An 18,848-nucleotide genomic window follows, 5' to 3' on the forward strand; every position below is an offset into this window, starting at 1 on the left:
TCGCGAGCTCCAGTGGAGGCGCGTGGCGCGGAAGGGGAGTAGCGCATCCGTAGGGAGAAGGGTGCGGACTATGCACGCAGCACCGCCCTCCGCAGCTGCAAATCATGGCGTTTGCCGGACCCCGAGGACGGCGATCCGTTCCAGGCTTCGCTCATGTGTCTCCTCCCGCCGGAGGCTGTACTTCCTGGTACAGGGCTAACCTACCCGTTAGCCCAGGCTTCACAGCGTCGCGGTGTCCTGCCGGTCGACCAGACCGCCTCCGGCCTTACCTGCCGGAAGTTCTTCTTCCCATGGCCCGGCCTCCGGAGGAATTCAATCCCACTCGGATCTCAGGCTCCATACTAGAAATACTAGTACCTGATCGACTGATTGGTGCGTTTTTCTTAGACCCACCTTGAAAATCATGCCAGAGGGCCAAGGTTTCATCAGGTTTTCCAAGGCGGGCGGTTCTCCGTTCTGATTCGTGACGGCATCGTCTCATTTCGAGGCGGCCGCCATCCGGAATGCATGGAGCCAAACGGGGTGAATGCAGAAAGATCAATGATTTGAGCTGGATGAGAGCGATTGGCCGCTCGCGTGCTCCATTCTCACCGGCGGGTTTCCGTACTTCTGGAAATCAGCGCCAGCCAGGCAGTTTGAGCAGGATGGCTGGTGAGCGGAAAGGCCGGCCGAAACCGAACGAAGGAAAGAGTTCCTGGGCAGAACGCTCCACTGCGCCGGGCTCGTCTCCAGGAAGCGGGCGGCCAAGGAGTTCAGACCAGTGTCCAGTCTTCCCTTCGTCGACCAAAGTGGCCCGCAGGCTTTTCCAGCGCCGGCGGGCCGCATGGCCGCGCCATCCGAGACGACCATGACAAACCCCGTCAACACCGAATTCGAAATCGCCGCGCTGGACCATATGGACCGCCTGTGCGCCATCGGCCGAGACGCCAGCCGCCTGACCCATGACCTGAACAACCAGTTCACAACGATCCGGGGTTTTTGCGAGATCATCCTGGGCAACCTCCCGCACGATCATCCGCTGTCTGACTTCGCGCAGGAGGTATCCCGTTCCTGTGGGCGCGCCCTGGAGACGCTGAGGAAGCTGCCCGTTTCCCCAGCGCCTCCAGCGGCGAAGCTGGATTCGTCGGCCCTGATTGCGACTTTGCTGGAGATCATCGCCCATGCGCCCGGCGAGTGGCCCCAGATTGAAACCAGCTTTCCTCAACACGAGATCGCGATCCGGGCTTCAAACGAAGAACTCACCTGCATACTGGATGAGTTGATGCGGTTGGCGTGTGCGAACTCGGCTCCTTCGGGAAGACTCACTATCACCGCGCAGACCTGCGAAGCAAAGGCGAAACTGCAATTCCTGCTGTCCAAGCCACGGCGGCAATGGAATTCCGGCAAGGACGGCCGAATCGCCCTGCTGATGTTGACTGCCGGGCTGGACCGGCTGGGGGGCAGCCTGACCACGTCGTCCGTCACGGGTGGCGAGGCAGCGCTAAAGATCACGCTACCAACCTGTTACCGGCAATCGGCGCAGCCGCCGAGCCGTCCATTCCCCAGGGCCGCCGCCAGCACGGCGCCCACTGAGGAGCCGTCCGTACTTGTTGTCGACGACGAGGCGCCGTTTCGGGCCCAGGTCCGCAACTACCTGACCGGCAAGGGTTACAAGGTCACTGAGGTGGCTAACGGCAATGAGGCAATGGTGCAGTTGGGACGTAGCCCCCACCAGCTTGTCTTATTGGACCTCTTCATGGCGGAGCCGGACGGATTCGAGACTTTGCGCCGCATCCGGATGGCCTATCCAGCACTGCCCGTGGTGGTGATGTCCGGTGCTGCCATGGAATACCTCCACGCCGCTACCCTGCTAGGCGCGGCGGAGGCGATTTCCAAGTCGGAAATCCCAGACAGGCTGGCCGGTATCGTGCGTGACCTGACCGTACGGCAGGCCGCCGCAACCCGCTAACACGTTGGCCCACTTCGTTATTTCTATCTCTTCCTCCGTGCTAAACTGAGAAGGATCCTCACCCTGCGCGGCATCAGCCCGTGGGTATCACCAGGACAAAACCAATGGCAAAGCTCAAGCTGAAAACACACAAAGGCGCGTCCAAACGGTTCAAGAAGACCGGGACCGGCAAGATCGTTCGCAATCATGCGTTCGCCCGCCACATCCTGACTTCCAAGTCCCGTTCGCGGAAGCGTAAGCTCGGTCAGTCTGTGGTCGCTGATGCGGCCGATCAGGCCAAACTGGCAGAGATGCTGCCCTACTAAGGGCGTAGGGCGAGCGCGCCGAGCGCGGGGCACGTGCCCGAGCCGCCGCCCGTCAGGCCCCGTAAGGAGCCTGTTCAACTCCGCCTCTTTTTGCGGCGGACCCAGTAGCCCAAGCCTTTCCGGCTGGGCATTTAAACAGGAGACGAAACGTGCCAAGAGTTAAACGATCTACGAACCGCCGCGACGCGCGGCGGAAAACGCTGAAGCTGGCAAAAGGCTTCTTCCTCACTAAGAGCAAGCTGTACCGTGCCGCGCAGGAAGCCGTTGAGAAGGCCCTGCGGTATGGTTACGTCGGCCGCCGCCGCAAGAAGCGCGAGTACCGCGCGCTGTTCATCCTGCGTGTCAACGCCGGATGCCGCGCCAACGGCACGAGCTATTCGAAGTTCATCGGCGGGCTGAAGAAGGCCGGTATCGAGCTGAACCGCAAGATTCTGGCAGACTTGGCTTTGAATGAACCGAAGGCTTTCTCGGCGCTGGTCGAGAAGGCTAAGGCCGCCTTCGTTTAGAGTTCAGGAGACACCTCATGCATCCCATCCGGGAAGAAGAAGACGACATCCTGGCGCGGCTCGAAACCCGCCTGGAGAACGTGACTGGCATCATCACCCGGCTGAAAGATCGTAATGCGGAGCTGGAAGCCCAGCTCCGCGAAGCCCTCTCCGCCCGGGAGGCAGCCGAAACAGCCGCTGCGGAAGCGCAGGAAGAGGCTGTTCGCATGCGTTCAGAAACCGAAGGATTGCGCAGCCGCCAGAAGCAGGCCGCGACCCGGATCAAAACCCTGCTGTCCCAGGTCGAGCAGATGGATTTGCTCACCGAAGGCTGAGAGGGGAGAAACTAAGTGGACGCGGGATCGAACGAGAAGAAGTTGGTGCGTGTCACCATTTTCCAGCAGCCTTACACGCTGCGCTCCTCCGGCGAATCCGGTGATACTGAAGCACTCGCCCACGCAGTGGACGACTTGATGAATCAGATCGCCACACGGAGCGCTGGAGCAGATCCGACCCGCGTCGCTGTTTTAGCCTGCCTGCACCTCGCCGATAAGGTCCGGCAGCGCGAGCAGGAATACAAGCTTCTGCGGACCCGCCTCGAAGAGCTGGATGAACGCCTCTCCGAGACGATGCAGATTGACGACTGACCGCTGGTCCCGCCCGAATCTTCACCCTTCCACTACCCGCTCCTAAACACGCCTGCTGCACCTGCGCCCCGGGCGTGCCTGACGCCCAGCCCTCGAATCGCACCTGCGTCACTTCCCTCCCCCAAAGCCAGGCAGAGTCAGTAAGCCGCGGAACGTCGCGAGCACATTGGCCCGCTGTGCAAGGCCCCGCGGGCGGGCGCCTATGGGATCGTCCACCCACCTCTCAACACCCAGCCGGAATCGCGTCCCAGAGGATCGAACACCCGTTGGTAGAGATTCATGCCTCCGGCCATCGGGGGTTTGAACGTCACCGGTACCGTAACGACAAGCGCTCCGGACTGACCGCTGACCGTCGTTGCCGCGGTGTCAATGCTGCACGCGCTGCTATCCAGCGCATTGGAAGCGATCCCCGGCTTCACCGGCCCGAGGAAGAATCCGACGTCGCTCGAGTACATCCAAAGCCCCTGGCCCGCCCGGTCGTAGTGGACGAAGCAGAAGTTCTGGGCCGCGGCGTCCGGAGCCGTGGCGACAAGAAACTGCGACCACCCTCCGGCAGTGCCCGCAAATCCATTTGGGTCGTTGTAGGTCAACCTGAAAGTCTGCCGGGTCCCGGCGCCGGAACCCGGCGCGGCCTGCATGGACCCCATGGCCGCCTTGGCGGCCGACCATGTGCCCATCTGCACCCAGTTGGAATCCTCCTGGCTCACACTGAACGAGCGCAGGTAGAGATTCCGGGCTCCTGCCGCCTTGAAGACCACATTCGCCTTCATTGCCAGAGTGCCTGCGTTGCCGCTAATCGACGAAGTGGCTGTGTTCAAGGCACAGAAGGAGTTTTGCAGTGCAAAGCTCGCGGTGCCCGGTTTGACCGGTCCCTGGAAAAACCCGCCATCCCCATAGACCCAGAACCCATCGCCCTGCACGTCGTAGTGGACGAAACAGTACGGTTGGCCACCACCATCGGGAGCGACGGCAAACAGCAATTGCACCCACGCCAGCTTCCGGTAGTCCGAGGCGAAGGCGTAGGACGCCTGGAAGGACGCGAAATCGCCGCCGCCTGAGGATGGAGTCACCCCCAGGACTCTGGGCAGCGTGTCGACCACGGTGAAGGTGAGGCCCGCGGAGTCGCCGCCGCCAGGCGCGGGGTTGTTGACGGTGATCGTGTTGATGCTGGCGCCCAGCAGGTCGGAAGCGGGAATATCGACCTTCAGCTGCGTGGAACTGAGGCGGGTGGTGGAACGGTCGACTCCATTCCAGCGGACGGCGGCCCCGGCCTCGAAGTTGCTGCCATTCACGGTCACCGTCGTGCCGGAGGTCCAGGCAATGGTGCTGTAGTGCGACAGCGAGGTGAGCACCGGCACACGGTTCTCGATGGTGAAGTAGTGCGCGCCCGTTGTGCCTCCACCCGCGGGTGGCGTATAGACGTTCACGACCGCCTTGCCGGCCAGAACGAGATCACTGGCCGGAATGTCGAATTTCACGTACTGCGAACTCATGTAGTAGGTCTTGCGGTCGGCTCCGTTCCAGCGAACCACGCTGGACGGAACGAAGCCGGTGCCGGTGATGGCCACGGTAAGTCCAGGGCTGCCGGCCAGCACTGAGTATTTGCCGAGTGCAAAGAGCGTCGGGACTGGATTGGGCAGGCTGACCGTTGCGGTGCCTGACCGGCCCGGGTCCGCGATGGAGGTGGCCACCACCGTCACGGTGGAAGGACCTGCCTTGGCGGGTGCGGTGTAAAGTCCGGACGCACTGATGGTTCCGGCCGCTGCGGGCTGGATGGTCCACGAAACCGCGCCCGTGCCGCCCGTCACGACGGCCGTGAATTGCCGCGTCTGGCCCAACTCGAGACTCACGCTCGAGGGCGAAACCTGCACCTGGACCGCTGAGGGAGGGCCCTCGGTGAATTGAGTAATGAACCACGCATTGCGGCCGCCGAAGGCCCTTTGCGCGGCACCCACTGAGACGGGAAAGTCCAGCGAGGCAGCTACTCCGCCTAGATACAGGCGCCCGCCGGCATCCCGGACAATGGCCGAACCCACTTCGTCGTTCGAGCCTCCAAAGCAGCCGGAATAGAGGAAGTTGCCTCCGTTCGGCGACAACTTAGCCACGAAAACGTGGAAGGGCGAGGCACCGCCCAGCAGGTACTTCCCGGGCGCCGACGGATCAGCAGCGCCCGCGAAGATGGGACCGGGCACGGTTGCAGCCGCCCAGGTCGTGCCCCCATCCTTGGATTCGATGACGTTGTTATAGTGTTGTCCCGTGATGGCATAAACAGAGCCACCCAACGGATGAGGGATGACCGCCAGCGCGCTCTCTGAGTAATCGGAGTAGACATAGGTCCAACTCAGGCCCCGGTCGGTGCTCTTCTGAATGCCGCCATAGCCGGCGCCCCAGACCACCTGGGAATTCGTCGGGTCGAATTTTACGTCCACCATTTGCGCATAAGGCATCTGGTTCGGCGAACCCCAGGACACGCCTCCGTTCGGGGACGCATACACACCCGAATCAGCGGCGGCGTAAAGCATGGAGGAGTTGGAAGGATCGATCAACAGGTCGGAGACAGCGCAATAGGGCCAGTAACAGGAGTAGTTGACGTTCAGGCTGCCCAAGCTCTGCCACGTTGAGCCAGAATCCGTGCTGCGGACAACGGCGGGTTGAGAGGCGGAGTATCCGAACGCATAGCGGATCGACTGATTCTTGGGATCCGCCTTCATTCCGTTGAGGTTCGTGAGCGGTATGGATACCGGCGTCCACGACGCGCCCGCATCGGTGCTACGCCAGAAGTGGTTTGTCGAACCTGCCCATAGGATGGCCGGATTGACTGGATCCAGCAGTATCCGCTCGATCTCGACGCTGGCCGGACTGGGCAGGTACGCCCAATTCAGCCCACCGTTCGTGCTCTTCATCAACTGCCCTTGGAAGCCCGAGCTTGCGTAAATGACGAGAGGATTGAGCGGGTTCATCGCAAGCGACCGGATTCGTTCACTCCAGCCGTCGTTCGACCTGCGGTATAGGCCGCTCTGCTGAAGAAAGAATGCCGACGAGGAGCCAACCGTCAGCAGGGGCGAGCCCGTGCTGTCGCTGGTGGGAAACCCCTGGCCTTGGCTTCGTCCGGTAAGGTAAGCGTTCCCGCTCACATCCAGCGTGACACCCAGCGCCTCGTCCATCCCGTAACCGCCCAGGTAGGTGAGGTAGTCCAACGCCGTGCCGGCGGGGTTGACCTTCAGGGCGAATCCGTCCATCAGCGCTCCGCCATGCGCCGGTTGAGCCGCTCCGCTACTGGCCGGCAGGTCCACCGCGCTGGTTCGGCCCACAACATAGGCCGCGCCCTGGCTGTCCACCGCAATCGACTGCCCTACGGAGTAGGCGGTGCCGAACATGGGGAGGTTCGCCACGGACTGGGGCACAACGATCGAATAGACCAGTTGCCCTTGCGGATTCAACTTCGCGACATATATGTGAGTACCGGTAGAGAAACCCGGAGGCGTGCCGGCGGTCCGTGGAAAACCCGCAGTGACCGCACCGCCCGTGACATAGGCGTTCCCTTGCGCATCGACTGCCGCTGCAAGCGCTACGTCCTGCGCCTGAGTGCCGATGGCCGTGGAGTACACCAGCCCGCTCCCGTCCGGCTTTACCTTGAATACTTGCGACTGCATGTTGCCTTCGACGGCCACCACCGCTCCGGTCTGGTCCACGGCAATGCTGCTGAGCGGATTCATGCTGCCGGTCGCGAAGCTCCAGAGCATCCTGTCACCCTGCGGCGGCAGTTTGGCGATGTATCCTGTTCCGCCGACATAGATGTTCCCGCCCCCGTCCAGACTAAGGGCCTGCACGTCCGCCCAGGCGATTGTGCAAAACACAACGGTGTCGCCAGTCGGGTTGATTTTGCAGACAAGCCCGCTGCCAGAGGTATTGCCGATTCGCTGAATGGGCCAGGCCAACTCCGGTGTCGCGATGGTTCCAGCCATGTACGAATACCCTTGTGAGTCGACCACCATCGGGTTGAACTCTTTCGACTGCACAGTGGTGAACTGCCAATTGCCGGGATTCTGGGCGAAGTTCAGGTCTCCGAGCTGGAACTCGGAGCGGCCGATGAAAGTGCTGAAGCCGATCACCGGATCGACAACGAGTTCCTGCGCCCGGTCGTAATCGCCGAGCTCAAACCGGAAAGCACCGTCTGGTTTCCGAAAATAGCGGGCCTCCACCTTCGTCCGGCCCGCACCGGCCGATTCCTGATAGGCCTCCGGCAGCCGCTGGTGGATCGCCCCATCCGCCGTCTCGACTTCGATGTCGCCGTCCTTATTGATCACGGCCTGGTCCGTCCCATCGAAGCGAATCGAAACCGCACCCAGGTCAGCGCCAGGCCGCGCAACGAGGTCATACTCGAGTTCCCCCCGGGTGGCGTGCACAAGCACATCGATGCCCGGATACACTTCGTGATACCGGACAGCAGCAAAATTCTCTACTCCGGATACCCAGGATTTAGGATCGGGCGTCGGCAGATAATTCAGCTTCGTCACCAGGGCCGTTTCACCCGAAATCCGCGGGCCGGTCACCGAACCCTCGAATACGAGCGAGACCCGGCTGTGGGCGCCGACCATGCTGATCTGCTGATCCTGGAAGAGGATCGTCCTGCCATGCGAACGGGTGAGGAAGCGCACATCCTGCGCGGCCTGGCCTTGATTCCGCTCGAACATCACGGGGAGCGGCAAACCTCGACGCACCTGCGTATTTCGAGACTGCACCGGCGGGACCGTCACAGTCCTTGCGCTGCGCCGCTGCCGGCCCACCTCCTGCCGCGCAGTTGGCAGACGCGAATCTCCGTGGTCCGAGGGACGCATTTCCTCTCGGCCTTTGGCCGCCGGCCTGGCACGACTTGCGATCTTTGCAGGAGCCGATCCAGGTTCCTGAGCCGGTTGCGGCCGGAACGATATCCGGAAAATCGAGAAAACAAGAAGCCCGAAGAGAGCCATCCGCAGTGCGGCTTTGTGACTAAGTGGAGATCCCTGCAAGTTCTACCCTTCCCATTCACACTACTACGTCGAGCGGCGGCGAACTCGATTACAAGCTTCGAATTCAAAATTGTTTCCGCGGCATTGCGGAAACCAGAAATAGTCGAATCGGCAATCAAAGCGGAATGCAGGCGACGGCGATGCTTGATTCTGCTGTGTGCGGGCCGCGTCCGGCCGGCAGGTTGCAAAATCACAGATTGCGAGGGAGGCTGTGAGGCTGGAAGCTGCAGACGAATCCAGCTGCTGGAAACGCGCTCAGTTGATCCGGCGGGGGCGAGAAAATATACCTGAGGCGACTGTATGCAACGGCCTGCGCGGGGGACCCGTCGCACTGCTACCGGCAAGGCTTGATTCGCGCGTCGAGTGCCTGCCGCCCGGTTTGAGGCGCTATCTCTGGAGTGCCGGTTCCTGCACTCCTGTGACCTCCGCCGTCCACTGCAGCGCTTGAATATACGCGTCGCTGGCGGCCTCTAGAGTGACCCCCAGTTGCTCGCAGAGGGGCTGCAGTTCCTCCGGGAGGCAAGATTCATAGGCCTCGACAAGTTGGAGCAACGTGCCCAGCGCGCTTTCGCCGCGGTGCAGGAGGGCGTCCGACAGTTCCTTGCTCAAGCCCAGTTGCTCCACCACCTCCGGCTTCGGCAAGCGCAGCACCGCATCCATGAGCGTGAACATCCCGGCCATGAACGCTTGCGCTGGAAAAATGAGTGGACCGGCATCTTTTGTCAGCAGTTCACACATGCGGGCCCGTGTCAGCGCGGACTCAGTGACTTCGGAACTGCCGCCCGGAGCCAGCGTTGGCAGCAGGGCGATGGTGATCCAGCGCCGGGTCTCGTCCTCGCCCAGCCTCATCAGGCATTGCCGCAGCCCAGTAATCGCATGGCGGGCGCCAAACCGGACCGAATTGGAGTACTGAATCAGGCGATAGCAAAGCCCGACGTCGCTTTCGATGATGGCTCTGACCTTGTTCAGACTGAAATCGCTGGAACCCAGTAACTGGAGGAGCTTTAGCTTGGCTTGCAGGTTGGACGTGAGGGAGCGTCCGCCAACTACCTTGGGACGATGCAGGAAGTAGCCTTGAAAGTAGTCGTACCCGGCGGCCAGAGCCATATCCCGCTCTTCCTCCGTTTCCACCTTCTCCGCCAGCAACCGCAAGTTTCGACGCTTGAGCGCTCGGGCCAGCTTCGCGGAATCGCCGTTCTCCAGGGCCCGAAGATCGACCTTCACCCAATCGATCACGTCCAGCAACGGCTCAGAGAACGCCTGCCCGATATAGTCGTCGAGAACAAGGAGGTAACCCCGGGCGCGCAGGGCCCGGCACATGTCCAGCACCTCGCCATCCGGCACCACATCCTCCAGAATCTCAAGGCCGATCACGTCAGCAGGCAGGGAGTAGATCCTCTCATCCAGAAGCATGTTGCGCGGTACATTCACCAGAGCGCGCCGGCCGTTGAGCAGGGAGTCCAACCCAATATCGAGGAAGCCAGCCGAAAGGACCTGCCAACTGGCCAGTTCATCGTTCCGGAGAGAACACGTGGCGTCCGGTAGCGCACGAAACAGCAGTTCGTATGCAACGGGTCTATTATCCCGGTCGTAAATTGCCTGCCGCGCGACGTGAACTTCTTGAAACATACAAACGCTTTCCACCTGGAGTCGGGGACAACCCGACCGGCGAAGGACTGCCTCCACATGGGAGGCGACCTTGTCACTCATTGGTCGTATCGGCGTCAAGCTCCCCGCTCGATAGACCAATTTGAAGGCAGAGAATAAGAAGATCCTAAACTAACTATTCAATCAACAATCAAGCCGTCAGGCCGGGAAGACGGCTGCTTGCCATTGGTACCGGAAGAAATCCGGGTTAGAACGAGACTCCGCGGGGGATCAGTCTGTTCTCGTAGGCCTGGCGCTCCAGGTCCTCGCGAAAGTCCGGGTGGGCGAGGCCGATCAGGGCTTTGGCCCGTTCTGCGACGGACTTGCCTTTCAGGTTCACCAGGCCGAATTCGGTGGCAACGTACATCATGTCGGTGCGGGGCGTGGTGACGATGTTGCCGGGGGTGAGGTCGAGGACGATGCGGCTGCGATGCTGGCCGTGCTGTTCATACGTGGAGGCCAGGCAGATGAAGGATTTACCTTCCGGGGAGGCGTAGGCTCCGTGCACAAATTGGAGTTGCCCCCCGGTGCCGCTGATGTGGCGGTGGCCATCCGATTCCGAGGCGGCCTGACCTTGCAGGTCGATCTGGGTGGTGTTGTTGATGGCGACGGCCCGGGAGTTGCGCATGATCTGGCGCGGCGGGTTGGTGTAGTCGACAGGATGGCAGACGAGGTCCGGGTTGTGGTCGATGGCTTTGTACAAAGCGGCGGAGCCGAGGGCAAAGCTGTAGACGATTTTGCCGGGATCCAGGGTTTTGCGGGCGCCCGTGATCAGGCCGGCGCGATAGAGATCGACAATGCCGTCGGTGAGCATTTCGGTGTGCACGCCGAGGTCACGGACACCGCTTTCCTGGAGGAGCGAGCAGACGGCGTTCGGCATCCCCCCGATGCCGATTTGGAGGCAGGAGCCGTCTTCGATCTCGGCGGCGATCCTGTGCGCCACGGCGCGATCGATTTCGCTGGGTTGGGGGTTGACCAGTTCCGGCGTCGGCTGGAGGTCGCCTTCGACGATGTAGTCGACTTCGGAGACGTGCACGCCGTTTTGGTGGCCGCAGGCGTAGGGCAGAGTGGGGCTCACTTCGACGATGACCAGCCGGGCGCTTTCGATCGCCGCCCGGTGCCACATGTTGGAGGCACTGAAATTGAAGTAGCCGTCCTGGTCGATCGGGCAGGTCTTCAGGATGACGATATCAATCGGGGCGAGGAAGCGGCGGTAGTAGTCGGGGGCTTCGCCCACATGCTGGGGCGTATAGTGGCAGCGTCCCCGGTCGTGCTGGTGGCGGTCGTAGGCAGAAAAATGCCAGCTGAAGGAGTGGAAGTGGCGGCCCTCGGGATCGGTCTCCAGGACGGCGCGGGGGCGCATCGTGAGGCAGGAGCGTATTTTGACGTTCTCCAGGTCGTGGCGTCGGGCGGCCAAGGCATGGTCGAAGACGTCAGGTTGGCAGATGCCCACGCCGTAGTCGAGCCACATGCCGGAGCGGACGAGCGCTGCTGCTTCTTCGCTGGAAATGGTTCGCGCCGGTGCGGCGGACTGCCTGGTGATCATGGGAAATGCCTTTTTGAGATGGATGCCCGGGGGACGTGGCCGGCCAATGCACATTTTCACATGACGGGCCCAAGAAGCCATACCGGGGAGACCGTAAGGCGCAGGTGGTCAAGATGCCGCCCAACCCCACCCGGCCGGGCGGAAGCGCACCGGGGCCCGAAGGGCCGTCGGGCAAATCGGGATTCAAAGCCGCGCCCCGCTTCGCCGGCCCGTCTTCCCTTGCACCCAGCCCGGCCTGTACGATGTGGAAGTCAGGATGCCGGCGCGGCCCGCCATCCGCACTCTCCTGACGGCCCTCGCCCAGCCCCGCCCCGTCACTGTGTATCGCTCGGCAGGCGCCCGGCGATGATTCCGCAGGACAGGAGACCGAACCGATGCCAAAATCCGACTTGACCCGCCGCTCGCTGCTAGGAACTGCCGCTGCCGTCCCTATGGCCTCCGCCACCGGCCAGACCGCCTCGGCCGCCCCAGGCTTCGTCGACATCCTCCGCCCACCCGACAGCATTACCGCGCAGTTGGAGAAGGAGTTCGCACCGCTGACAAAAACCGGCCCCCGCTGGTCCGGGCGGGATATTTCCGTCGAAGCCGAGCCTCACGGCGGCGAGATCCCGATCTGCATCGAAGCGCCGCGAGCACCCCTCCTGCGGGTCCACCTTCGCTGGCGTGCCCGCGTCCCCGTCACCTGGCGGGTGCTCAACGAACAATGGGAGCGCAGTTACGGCGACCTGGAATGGCGCGGTCTGCTGGGCGAACGCATCCTGCCGTGGTACTTCCTGGCCTTCGACGGGCGGGCCACTCACGGTTATGGAGTGGCTACTGGCGGCAACACCTTCGCATTCTGGCAGGCCGATCCTGAGGGGATTTCGCTTTGGCTGGACGTGCGGAATGGCGGCGGCGCGGTCCAACTCGGCCAACGGATCCTGGAAGCCGCTGTCGTCCGGCTCCGCAAGGGCACCTCCGGCCAATCGGCGTTCGAAGCGGCCCGCCAGTTCTGCCGGGTGCTCTGTCCGAAGCCGCGTCTGGCGCCAGCCCCCACCTATGGTGCGAACAACTGGTATTACGCTTACGGGCAGAATTGCTCTGCCGCCGCCATCCTGCGCGATTCTGAAATCCTGAAGGAGCTCTCGCCGTCCGGCGGCAACCGGCCGTTCATGGTCATCGATGACGGCTGGCAGCCGACGAATACCGCCGGCCCCTGGGAGCGCGGGAACGCCGGATTCCCCGACATGGCGAAACTGGCCGCGGACATGAAGAATCTCGGGGTGCGGCCCGGCATCTGGACCCGGCCTCTCTACACCACTGAGGCCATCCCGGAAAACGCCCGCCTTCGAGGATCCAGCAAAGGACACGGCTTCACGATCGACCCCACGGTCCCTGAAATGGCGGAGCTCATCCGGCAGGATACGCGCCGTGTCGCCTCCTGGGGGTACGAGTTGATCAAACACGACTACAGCAGCTACGATCTCACCGGACGCTGGGGTTTCGCCATGGGCGCCGAGCTGACCGACGCCGGGTGGCATTTCGCCGATCGCAGCAGGACAAACGCCGAAGTGGTGCTCGCCTTCTACCGGTCGCTTCGCGAGGCGGCCGGCAGTGCCCTGTTGATCGGCTGCAATACGTTTGGACACTTGGGCGCCGGGTTGTTCGAAATTCAGCGGATCGGCGACGACACCAGCGGCCGCGACTTCCACCGCACCCGCCGCATGGGCGTGAATACCCTCGCGTTCCGGGCGACGCAGCAGGACACTTTCTTCGGCGCCGATGCCGACTGCGTGCCCATCACTCCGGAGGTACCTTGGGCTCTGACGGCCCGCTGGCTCGACCTGGTCGCCCGCAGCGGAACGCCCCTGTTCGTCTCAGCCGATCCCCGAACTCTCACCCCGGAAGTAAAGATTGCCGTCAAAGCGGCGCTCGCATCGGCGGCCCGGAAGCAGCCCCTCGCTGAGCCGCTCGACTGGATGGAAACGACGACACCCGGTCGCTGGCGTATTCAGGGCAAGGTCGTCGAGTATGACTGGTATGGGCCGGAGGGTGGGACACCGTTTCCGAGGTGAGCAGCGATATGCCTCAACAATTAGCTTAGATCTTCGGAGGCAATCCACTGCAAAATAGCGACTTCTACCCAGGGCCAGGAAACTCAAGCGGTCCACAGCTATGCTCTCGGTGCCGCCGGCCTGCTAGAAAAGCCGCTCCTGCCGTTTGAGCGTGCCGAAGCTGCCGATGTTTGCGATCACAAAGGCCACACGGAACTGATTCTCGTTTCGCGAGCCGATGTTAAACCGCCTGAATTGACCACTAAACGCGCAACAGCTCGTGTTGTACGTGAGTTGCGTATTCGCGTACTGCATCGTGGCAGTCTTGTAATCGTAGATCGCCAGGAAGCCGGCATTCCAGCCTCTGCGGTTCTCCTGGCCCAAGCCGATCATGCCTCGCAGCTGATTCGACGGTGGAGAGAGCAGTTGACCCGAGGGAGCATCCGCGCAGAACTGATCCCGCTGACTGGGATCCACCGCAACCAGCGGCACGCAGGAAACCTTGTTGTGTCCCAGCGACACGAAGTAGTTGTCGACGCGGGCGTCGGCGGTAATGCTGCTGTTGGTGATCTTGCCGCGCAAGGGATCGTAGTCGTCGCGCCACTCCACGCTGAAGCCAGGACGCGGTTGAATGCGCATCGACGAGACGATCGGCGAGTAATGGCGGATCTGGTCCAGAAACGCGTAGGGGGTCAGGTCCGTTGAGGTAAGGAAGACGTTCCGCTGGCCGGGAATCAACGCGCCGCCAAAGTCCGGGTCCAGATACCGCTTCTGCCGCAGTTCCCAACTGAAGAAGTCCAGCACCTCGCCGGATTTCGTCTTTGCCCACAACCGGTTAGCCAGTGAAACCTCAACCTCTGTCGTATTGGCCAGCAGATCCATTTCATCAAATCGGATGATGCGGTTGAAGTCCTTCACACCGGAGACGGTGCGGAATGAAGCCCGAGGCTCAATCGAGTGTTTCACCTTGGAGCCGATCCACTTAGGCGCATCAAAGACCCGCTCGAGCGTGGGCAGGATCAGGTCCGCCGAAAACTCCCGCGTAAAGCGGTTGAGGTCATTGCCCGTCACCTCCTTGCCACTCTGCTGCTCGGCTGCGGTTCGAAAGGAAGCTCCGTAGTAGGTCTCGCGGATCGAGAAGGCTGGGATCAGGTGGATGTCTTTCCAATGCAGGGCCGTCATGATGCGCGGCTGCGCATCGAACCGCTGCACTGACTGCCTGGTTTGGAACAGAGGCTGCGTGCGCCGTACCAGTCCCGCGCTGGTGTCCCAGGAGATCCAGAGGGGCAGCACCTTCGTATTGATCTGCTTCTCCCGGCTGTCGAACTCCAACTGGGGCAACTTCTGCACCAGAATGGTGTCACCAGGCGCTAGGCTCTGGAAGTTCTGCTGGCGCGTGAAGACCAGATTCAAGTGGTAGGTCGACCAGTCCTTCTTGACAAAACCAACACTATTTACTTCAGATACGACCGCCTCGTTAAAGCTCTCTGTGAAGGCCTGCCGGAATGTCAGGCTACTCAAGTAGTTGAAAACGCCACGGGCGTAGAAACCGTTCGGGAGGAGAGCCTTGCCGGTCACCGAGATGATGTAGCCACCCTGCTTCACGCGGGTCCCATCATCCTGCAGCAGCCCGCGATCTCTTACACCGTAAACGTATGCATTGAAATCGGAATTCTCTGTCGGCTTACCGCGGAAGTCGACCGTATTGGCCAAGCCCCGCTGGGTGAAGTACTGTGGGCGGTAGGTGAGGTCGTAGCTGCGGTTGATCGCCCAGAAGTACCCTAACCCGAACATCAGCCCGCGCCGGTTGCTGTTGCCGACGTTGGGCGTCAGGAAACCGCTGCGCCGGGCATTGCTGGAAAGATCCTTATAGAAGACGGGCGCGTAGAGCAGCGGGATCTGCTTCAGGCGCAGCCAACTCTTGTAGGCCAAGGCACGTTCGTTGGGGATCAGGTCGATGGTCGGCGCCCGCAGAGTCCACCAGGCATTCGGCATCTCGCAATTCGTGATGAGGGCGTCGTGAAGGACATAGCGATCCTTGAACTTTTCCGCCCAATCACCTTCAAATAAAAAGGGATTCCCGGTGGTCAGGATGCCTGGACGCTGGTCGATCTTGCCGTACGCCGAGCCGTGGACCTTATAGAACGTCCCAGAGCTTTCCTTGAAGCTGAAGTCGATGCGATCGGCCCACAACTGCTCGCCGCTGAGGAAGTTCGTGAAGTGGACGTGGCCGCGCGCCTCAGCGATGCCCAGGTCCTCGTTGTAGTCGATCTCGTCCGCCACCAGCAGGTAGTCGCTCGACTCCACCTCAGCGTTTTCACGCAGATGGGTGACTTCCCCTTCCTTCTCCTGACGGATGCCGCGCATCACGACGATGCCAGGGGGAGGAGGATCCTTGCGAGGCAACTTTGGGATCTCGACCTTGGCGGGCGGGGCGGCTTGCTGCGAGCCGGGTCCTGGACCGAGAATGGGCGACCGGTAAACCTGCCCCCAACCCAAGCTGGACAGCAGAGAGAAAGCCGCTCCCGCGAGCACCAATTTAGGGAGGGAAGCCATTTCCCTCAATGGACGCATAGGAATGATGTTCCAGTACAACTTGATCAGGAGTGTCGAAATATAGTGACAAACTAAGGTACTTATGTTACTTAAGAAAAGACAGTACCGTCGGGCGCGTGCCTCGAACCGCCTGCGGCGCAAATACAAGAGGCTCAAGGCTCAACCCTAGCATGGCAAAAAGGGGACCCGCAAGACGGGATCTCCGGACGACTCGGGAAGCTGAAGCCAATAACGAACCGTCCTGATTGCAGGCGGCGGAGGACGTGCACGTGCGTTGCAGATACTGCGGAGCCGAGAACCATTCCCATCAAATGCGTTGCGCCAAGTGCCAGCGGCGCATGGACGAAGGAAACGGATACTATCCCATTGTTGACGGTGCGGCCGCACCAGAGCTCGAGTACTATCCCGAGACAGTGCCGGCCGAAGCGCCGCAGCGGCTGACGACAGTCCATTCCAATCCAACCGTAGCCCGGACCGGTGGCCGGCCCGTACAACCGCCTCTTTTCCCGTACCGTGAACCGCGTAAGGTTGTTGGCCTGGAAGATTACTCCGCCGGTCAACCGGCGGCCCCGCGCCAGCGCACCGGCACCACACAGAGGACTGTGGCCAGGAAACAGTCGGCGGGCCAGACGGCATTCGACTTCGAATCGCCCGCTCCGCCCAGCAAGCCGTTCAGCCGCGAGATGAATCGCCGCACCGATTATCCGGTGGCGCCCGTCTCCCTGCGGGGCATGGCAGCCCTCTTCGATGCCGGCCTGGTGCTCGGCATGATGGGTTTGTTCCTGCTTACCGTGCGCCTGTCGCTGGGCATGATTCCCACCGGCACCGCCTTCTATTTCTGCTACGGATTCGCCACTATCCTCATCGCCGGCGTCTACAAACTGCTCTTCTGCATGTTCGGCCAGGTGACCCTGGGTCTGCAGGGCGCGCACCTGCAGGTGGTCAGCTTCGACGGACACCGGCCCACGGTCACACAGCGCTTTGTACGCATGTTCTCCGGGTGGATCAGCCTGGCCAGCGTCGGCATGGGTGTTCTATGGTCCCTGGCCGATCGCGAATCGCTCACTTGGCACGACCACATTTCGCAGACGTTTTTAACCCACTACGACCCTGAGGGCGAAGACGAAGTCGAAATAGCCGGGCAGTACCGCTAGTCCGACGCCGGGATCTCAGCCGCAAATTCTCACGTCAATTTGAATCTGCTTGCCGCCGCAGTCAGCATCACTGCGGCGGGTTGCCATCCACCCGCTGGATGCGGAAGTTGGACCCGTGCCATGCTGGTAAGGCATGCTCACGAGACGTCGCCTCTTCTGTGCAGCCCTGGCATCGTCGGCGTTCGCCGCTCCTGCCAAAGCGATTATTCTGCGTTCCAGCTGGCAGACCGTCAACATTGGCGACATCACCCATACGCCCGGTGTGTTGAGGCTGCTGGACCAGCATCTACCCGAGGCCACGGTCTACCTTTGGCCCAGTTCCATCGATCGCAGCGTCGAGCCGATGCTGCGCCGCGCCTTCCCGAAACTGAAGATCGCCAAGGGTGGTATCGGCGAAAACGGTGAACCCGATACACCGGAGCTGAAGGAGGCCTTCGCCGCTACCTCCCTCTTCATCCATGGCTCCGCGGCCGGCGTCTCCGCGCAGAACCACATGCATGCGTGGCATTCGACGACCCGGGGGCCGTACGGCTGCTTCGGCGTGACCGTGACTCTCTCCAGCGAGGCCGCCAGCACGGCCATGGATCCAAAGCTCAAGGCGCTGCTCGATGGCGCAGCCTTCGTCTTCACGCGCGAGACCAAGTCGCTCGAGAACCTCAAGTCATCGGGTGTTTCCGCAAAAACGATGGGCTTTGCGCCGGACGGAACCTTCAGCTTCGACCTGCGCAACGACCCGGCAGGCGACGCCTTCGTGAAAACCAACGGCCTGGAACCCGGACGGTTCATCGCCGTCATTCCGCGCCTGCGCCTGACGCCCTACCACCTCATCCGCAAAACCAACTACACCGAAGCCGAGATCCAGCGCCGCACCGGCATCAACGACCGCCACAAGGAAGAGGACCACGCGAAACTGCGCGAGGCCATCATCGCCTATGTCCGCAAAACCGGCGGCAAGGCACTGCTCTGTCCGGAAATGACGTACGAGATCGACATCATCGATCCGTTGCTCTACGACCCGCTGCCGGCGGATGTAAAGGCGAACATCGTACGCCGCAAGACGTTCTGGCTGCCCGACGAGGCCGCCTCCATCTATCGCCACGCGGCTGCCGTGGTCAGCAGCGAGTGCCACTCCCCCATCATCGCGGCGGCGCAGGGTACACCCTGCATGTACATTCACCAGCCCGAAGATGGGATCAAAGGCCAGATGTGGAAAGACATCGGCCTGGGCGATTGGTATTTCGATGTCGAGCAGGCCACGGGTGCGGCCATTGCGGAACGTCTACTGACCCTCACCGGCCGACCCGAAGCAGCCCGGCGCAAGGTGAAGACGGCCGTCGAATTCGCCAGGGAGAAACAGCGGGCCGGCATGCAGGTCGTCCGCCAAACCTGGCTGGGTTGAGTCCGCGGCAAGACACGGCCGTCCCGAATCCGGACACCACGGCACGTCTCATCTACGGCTAAGCCATTGATTCCAAATTGTCCTCGGGATGGCCCTCAGGCTGATCACCGGTAACGAGC

The 18,848-nt window shown here is 61.9% G+C and carries 12 protein-coding genes; 8 read left to right on the plus strand and 4 right to left on the minus strand.

Annotation, left to right across the window (positions count from 1 at the left end):
- The first annotated feature begins 760 nt into the window (after positions 1 to 760).
- From IRI77_RS09840 to IRI77_RS09860, 5 genes are all read left to right on the plus strand, one after another.
- Entirely contained in the window at positions 761 to 1,948 is a 1,188-nt protein-coding gene (locus tag IRI77_RS09840) for a hybrid sensor histidine kinase/response regulator (protein ID WP_194451897.1), read from the plus strand.
- Between the two features lie 104 nt (positions 1,949 to 2,052).
- Positions 2,053 to 2,253: a 50S ribosomal protein L35 gene (gene rpmI, locus IRI77_RS09845; RefSeq protein WP_194451898.1), complete on the plus strand. Its 201-nt coding sequence runs from the start codon at positions 2,053 to 2,055 to the stop codon at positions 2,251 to 2,253.
- Positions 2,254 to 2,402: 149 nt separating this feature from the next.
- A complete protein-coding gene (gene rplT / locus IRI77_RS09850) occupies positions 2,403 to 2,759 on the plus strand; it encodes a 50S ribosomal protein L20 (protein ID WP_194451899.1) in 357 nt (118 codons plus the stop codon).
- Positions 2,760 to 2,776: 17 nt separating this feature from the next.
- On the plus strand, positions 2,777 to 3,073 hold the full coding sequence (locus tag IRI77_RS09855) for a hypothetical protein (protein ID WP_194451900.1): 297 nt from the start codon (positions 2,777 to 2,779) through the stop codon (positions 3,071 to 3,073).
- A gap of 15 nt (positions 3,074 to 3,088) precedes the next feature.
- On the plus strand, positions 3,089 to 3,385 hold the full coding sequence (locus IRI77_RS09860; RefSeq protein ID WP_194451901.1) for a cell division protein ZapA: 297 nt from the start codon (positions 3,089 to 3,091) through the stop codon (positions 3,383 to 3,385).
- A gap of 200 nt (positions 3,386 to 3,585) precedes the next feature.
- Here IRI77_RS09860 and IRI77_RS09865 read toward each other — a convergent pair whose 3' ends face one another.
- The 3 genes from IRI77_RS09865 to IRI77_RS09875 form a co-directional block, all read right to left on the minus strand.
- Positions 3,586 to 8,094, minus strand: a complete 4,509-nt coding sequence (locus tag IRI77_RS09865; RefSeq protein ID WP_194451902.1) for a DUF7948 domain-containing protein — start codon at positions 8,092 to 8,094, stop codon at positions 3,586 to 3,588.
- Between the two features lie 687 nt (positions 8,095 to 8,781).
- Positions 8,782 to 10,023, minus strand: a complete 1,242-nt coding sequence (locus IRI77_RS09870) for an EAL and HDOD domain-containing protein (protein ID WP_194451903.1) — start codon at positions 10,021 to 10,023, stop codon at positions 8,782 to 8,784.
- Between the two features lie 226 nt (positions 10,024 to 10,249).
- Entirely contained in the window at positions 10,250 to 11,587 is a 1,338-nt protein-coding gene (locus tag IRI77_RS09875; RefSeq protein WP_194451904.1) for an acetyl-CoA hydrolase/transferase family protein, read from the minus strand.
- Between the two features lie 374 nt (positions 11,588 to 11,961).
- On the opposite strand from IRI77_RS09875, the gene IRI77_RS09880 reads away from it, so the two are divergent.
- Entirely contained in the window at positions 11,962 to 13,641 is a 1,680-nt protein-coding gene (locus IRI77_RS09880) for an alpha-amylase family protein (protein WP_228486667.1), read from the plus strand.
- A gap of 123 nt (positions 13,642 to 13,764) precedes the next feature.
- On the opposite strand, the gene IRI77_RS09885 is transcribed toward IRI77_RS09880, so the two are convergent.
- On the minus strand, positions 13,765 to 16,176 hold the full coding sequence (locus IRI77_RS09885) for an LPS-assembly protein LptD (RefSeq protein WP_194451905.1): 2,412 nt from the start codon (positions 16,174 to 16,176) through the stop codon (positions 13,765 to 13,767).
- Between the two features lie 311 nt (positions 16,177 to 16,487).
- Between IRI77_RS09885 and IRI77_RS09890 the strand changes: the two genes are divergently transcribed.
- Both IRI77_RS09890 and IRI77_RS09895 read left to right on the plus strand, forming a co-directional pair.
- On the plus strand, positions 16,488 to 17,330 hold the full coding sequence (locus IRI77_RS09890) for an RDD family protein (protein ID WP_194451906.1): 843 nt from the start codon (positions 16,488 to 16,490) through the stop codon (positions 17,328 to 17,330).
- Between the two features lie 133 nt (positions 17,331 to 17,463).
- Positions 17,464 to 18,729 (plus strand): polysaccharide pyruvyl transferase family protein, encoded by a 1,266-nt coding sequence (locus IRI77_RS09895; protein ID WP_194451907.1) that lies wholly within the window; start codon positions 17,464 to 17,466, stop codon positions 18,727 to 18,729.
- Positions 18,730 to 18,848: the final 119 nt, after the last annotated feature.

The organism is Paludibaculum fermentans, assembly GCF_015277775.1.
GTDB classification, from domain to species: domain Bacteria; phylum Acidobacteriota; class Terriglobia; order Bryobacterales; family Bryobacteraceae; genus Paludibaculum; species Paludibaculum fermentans.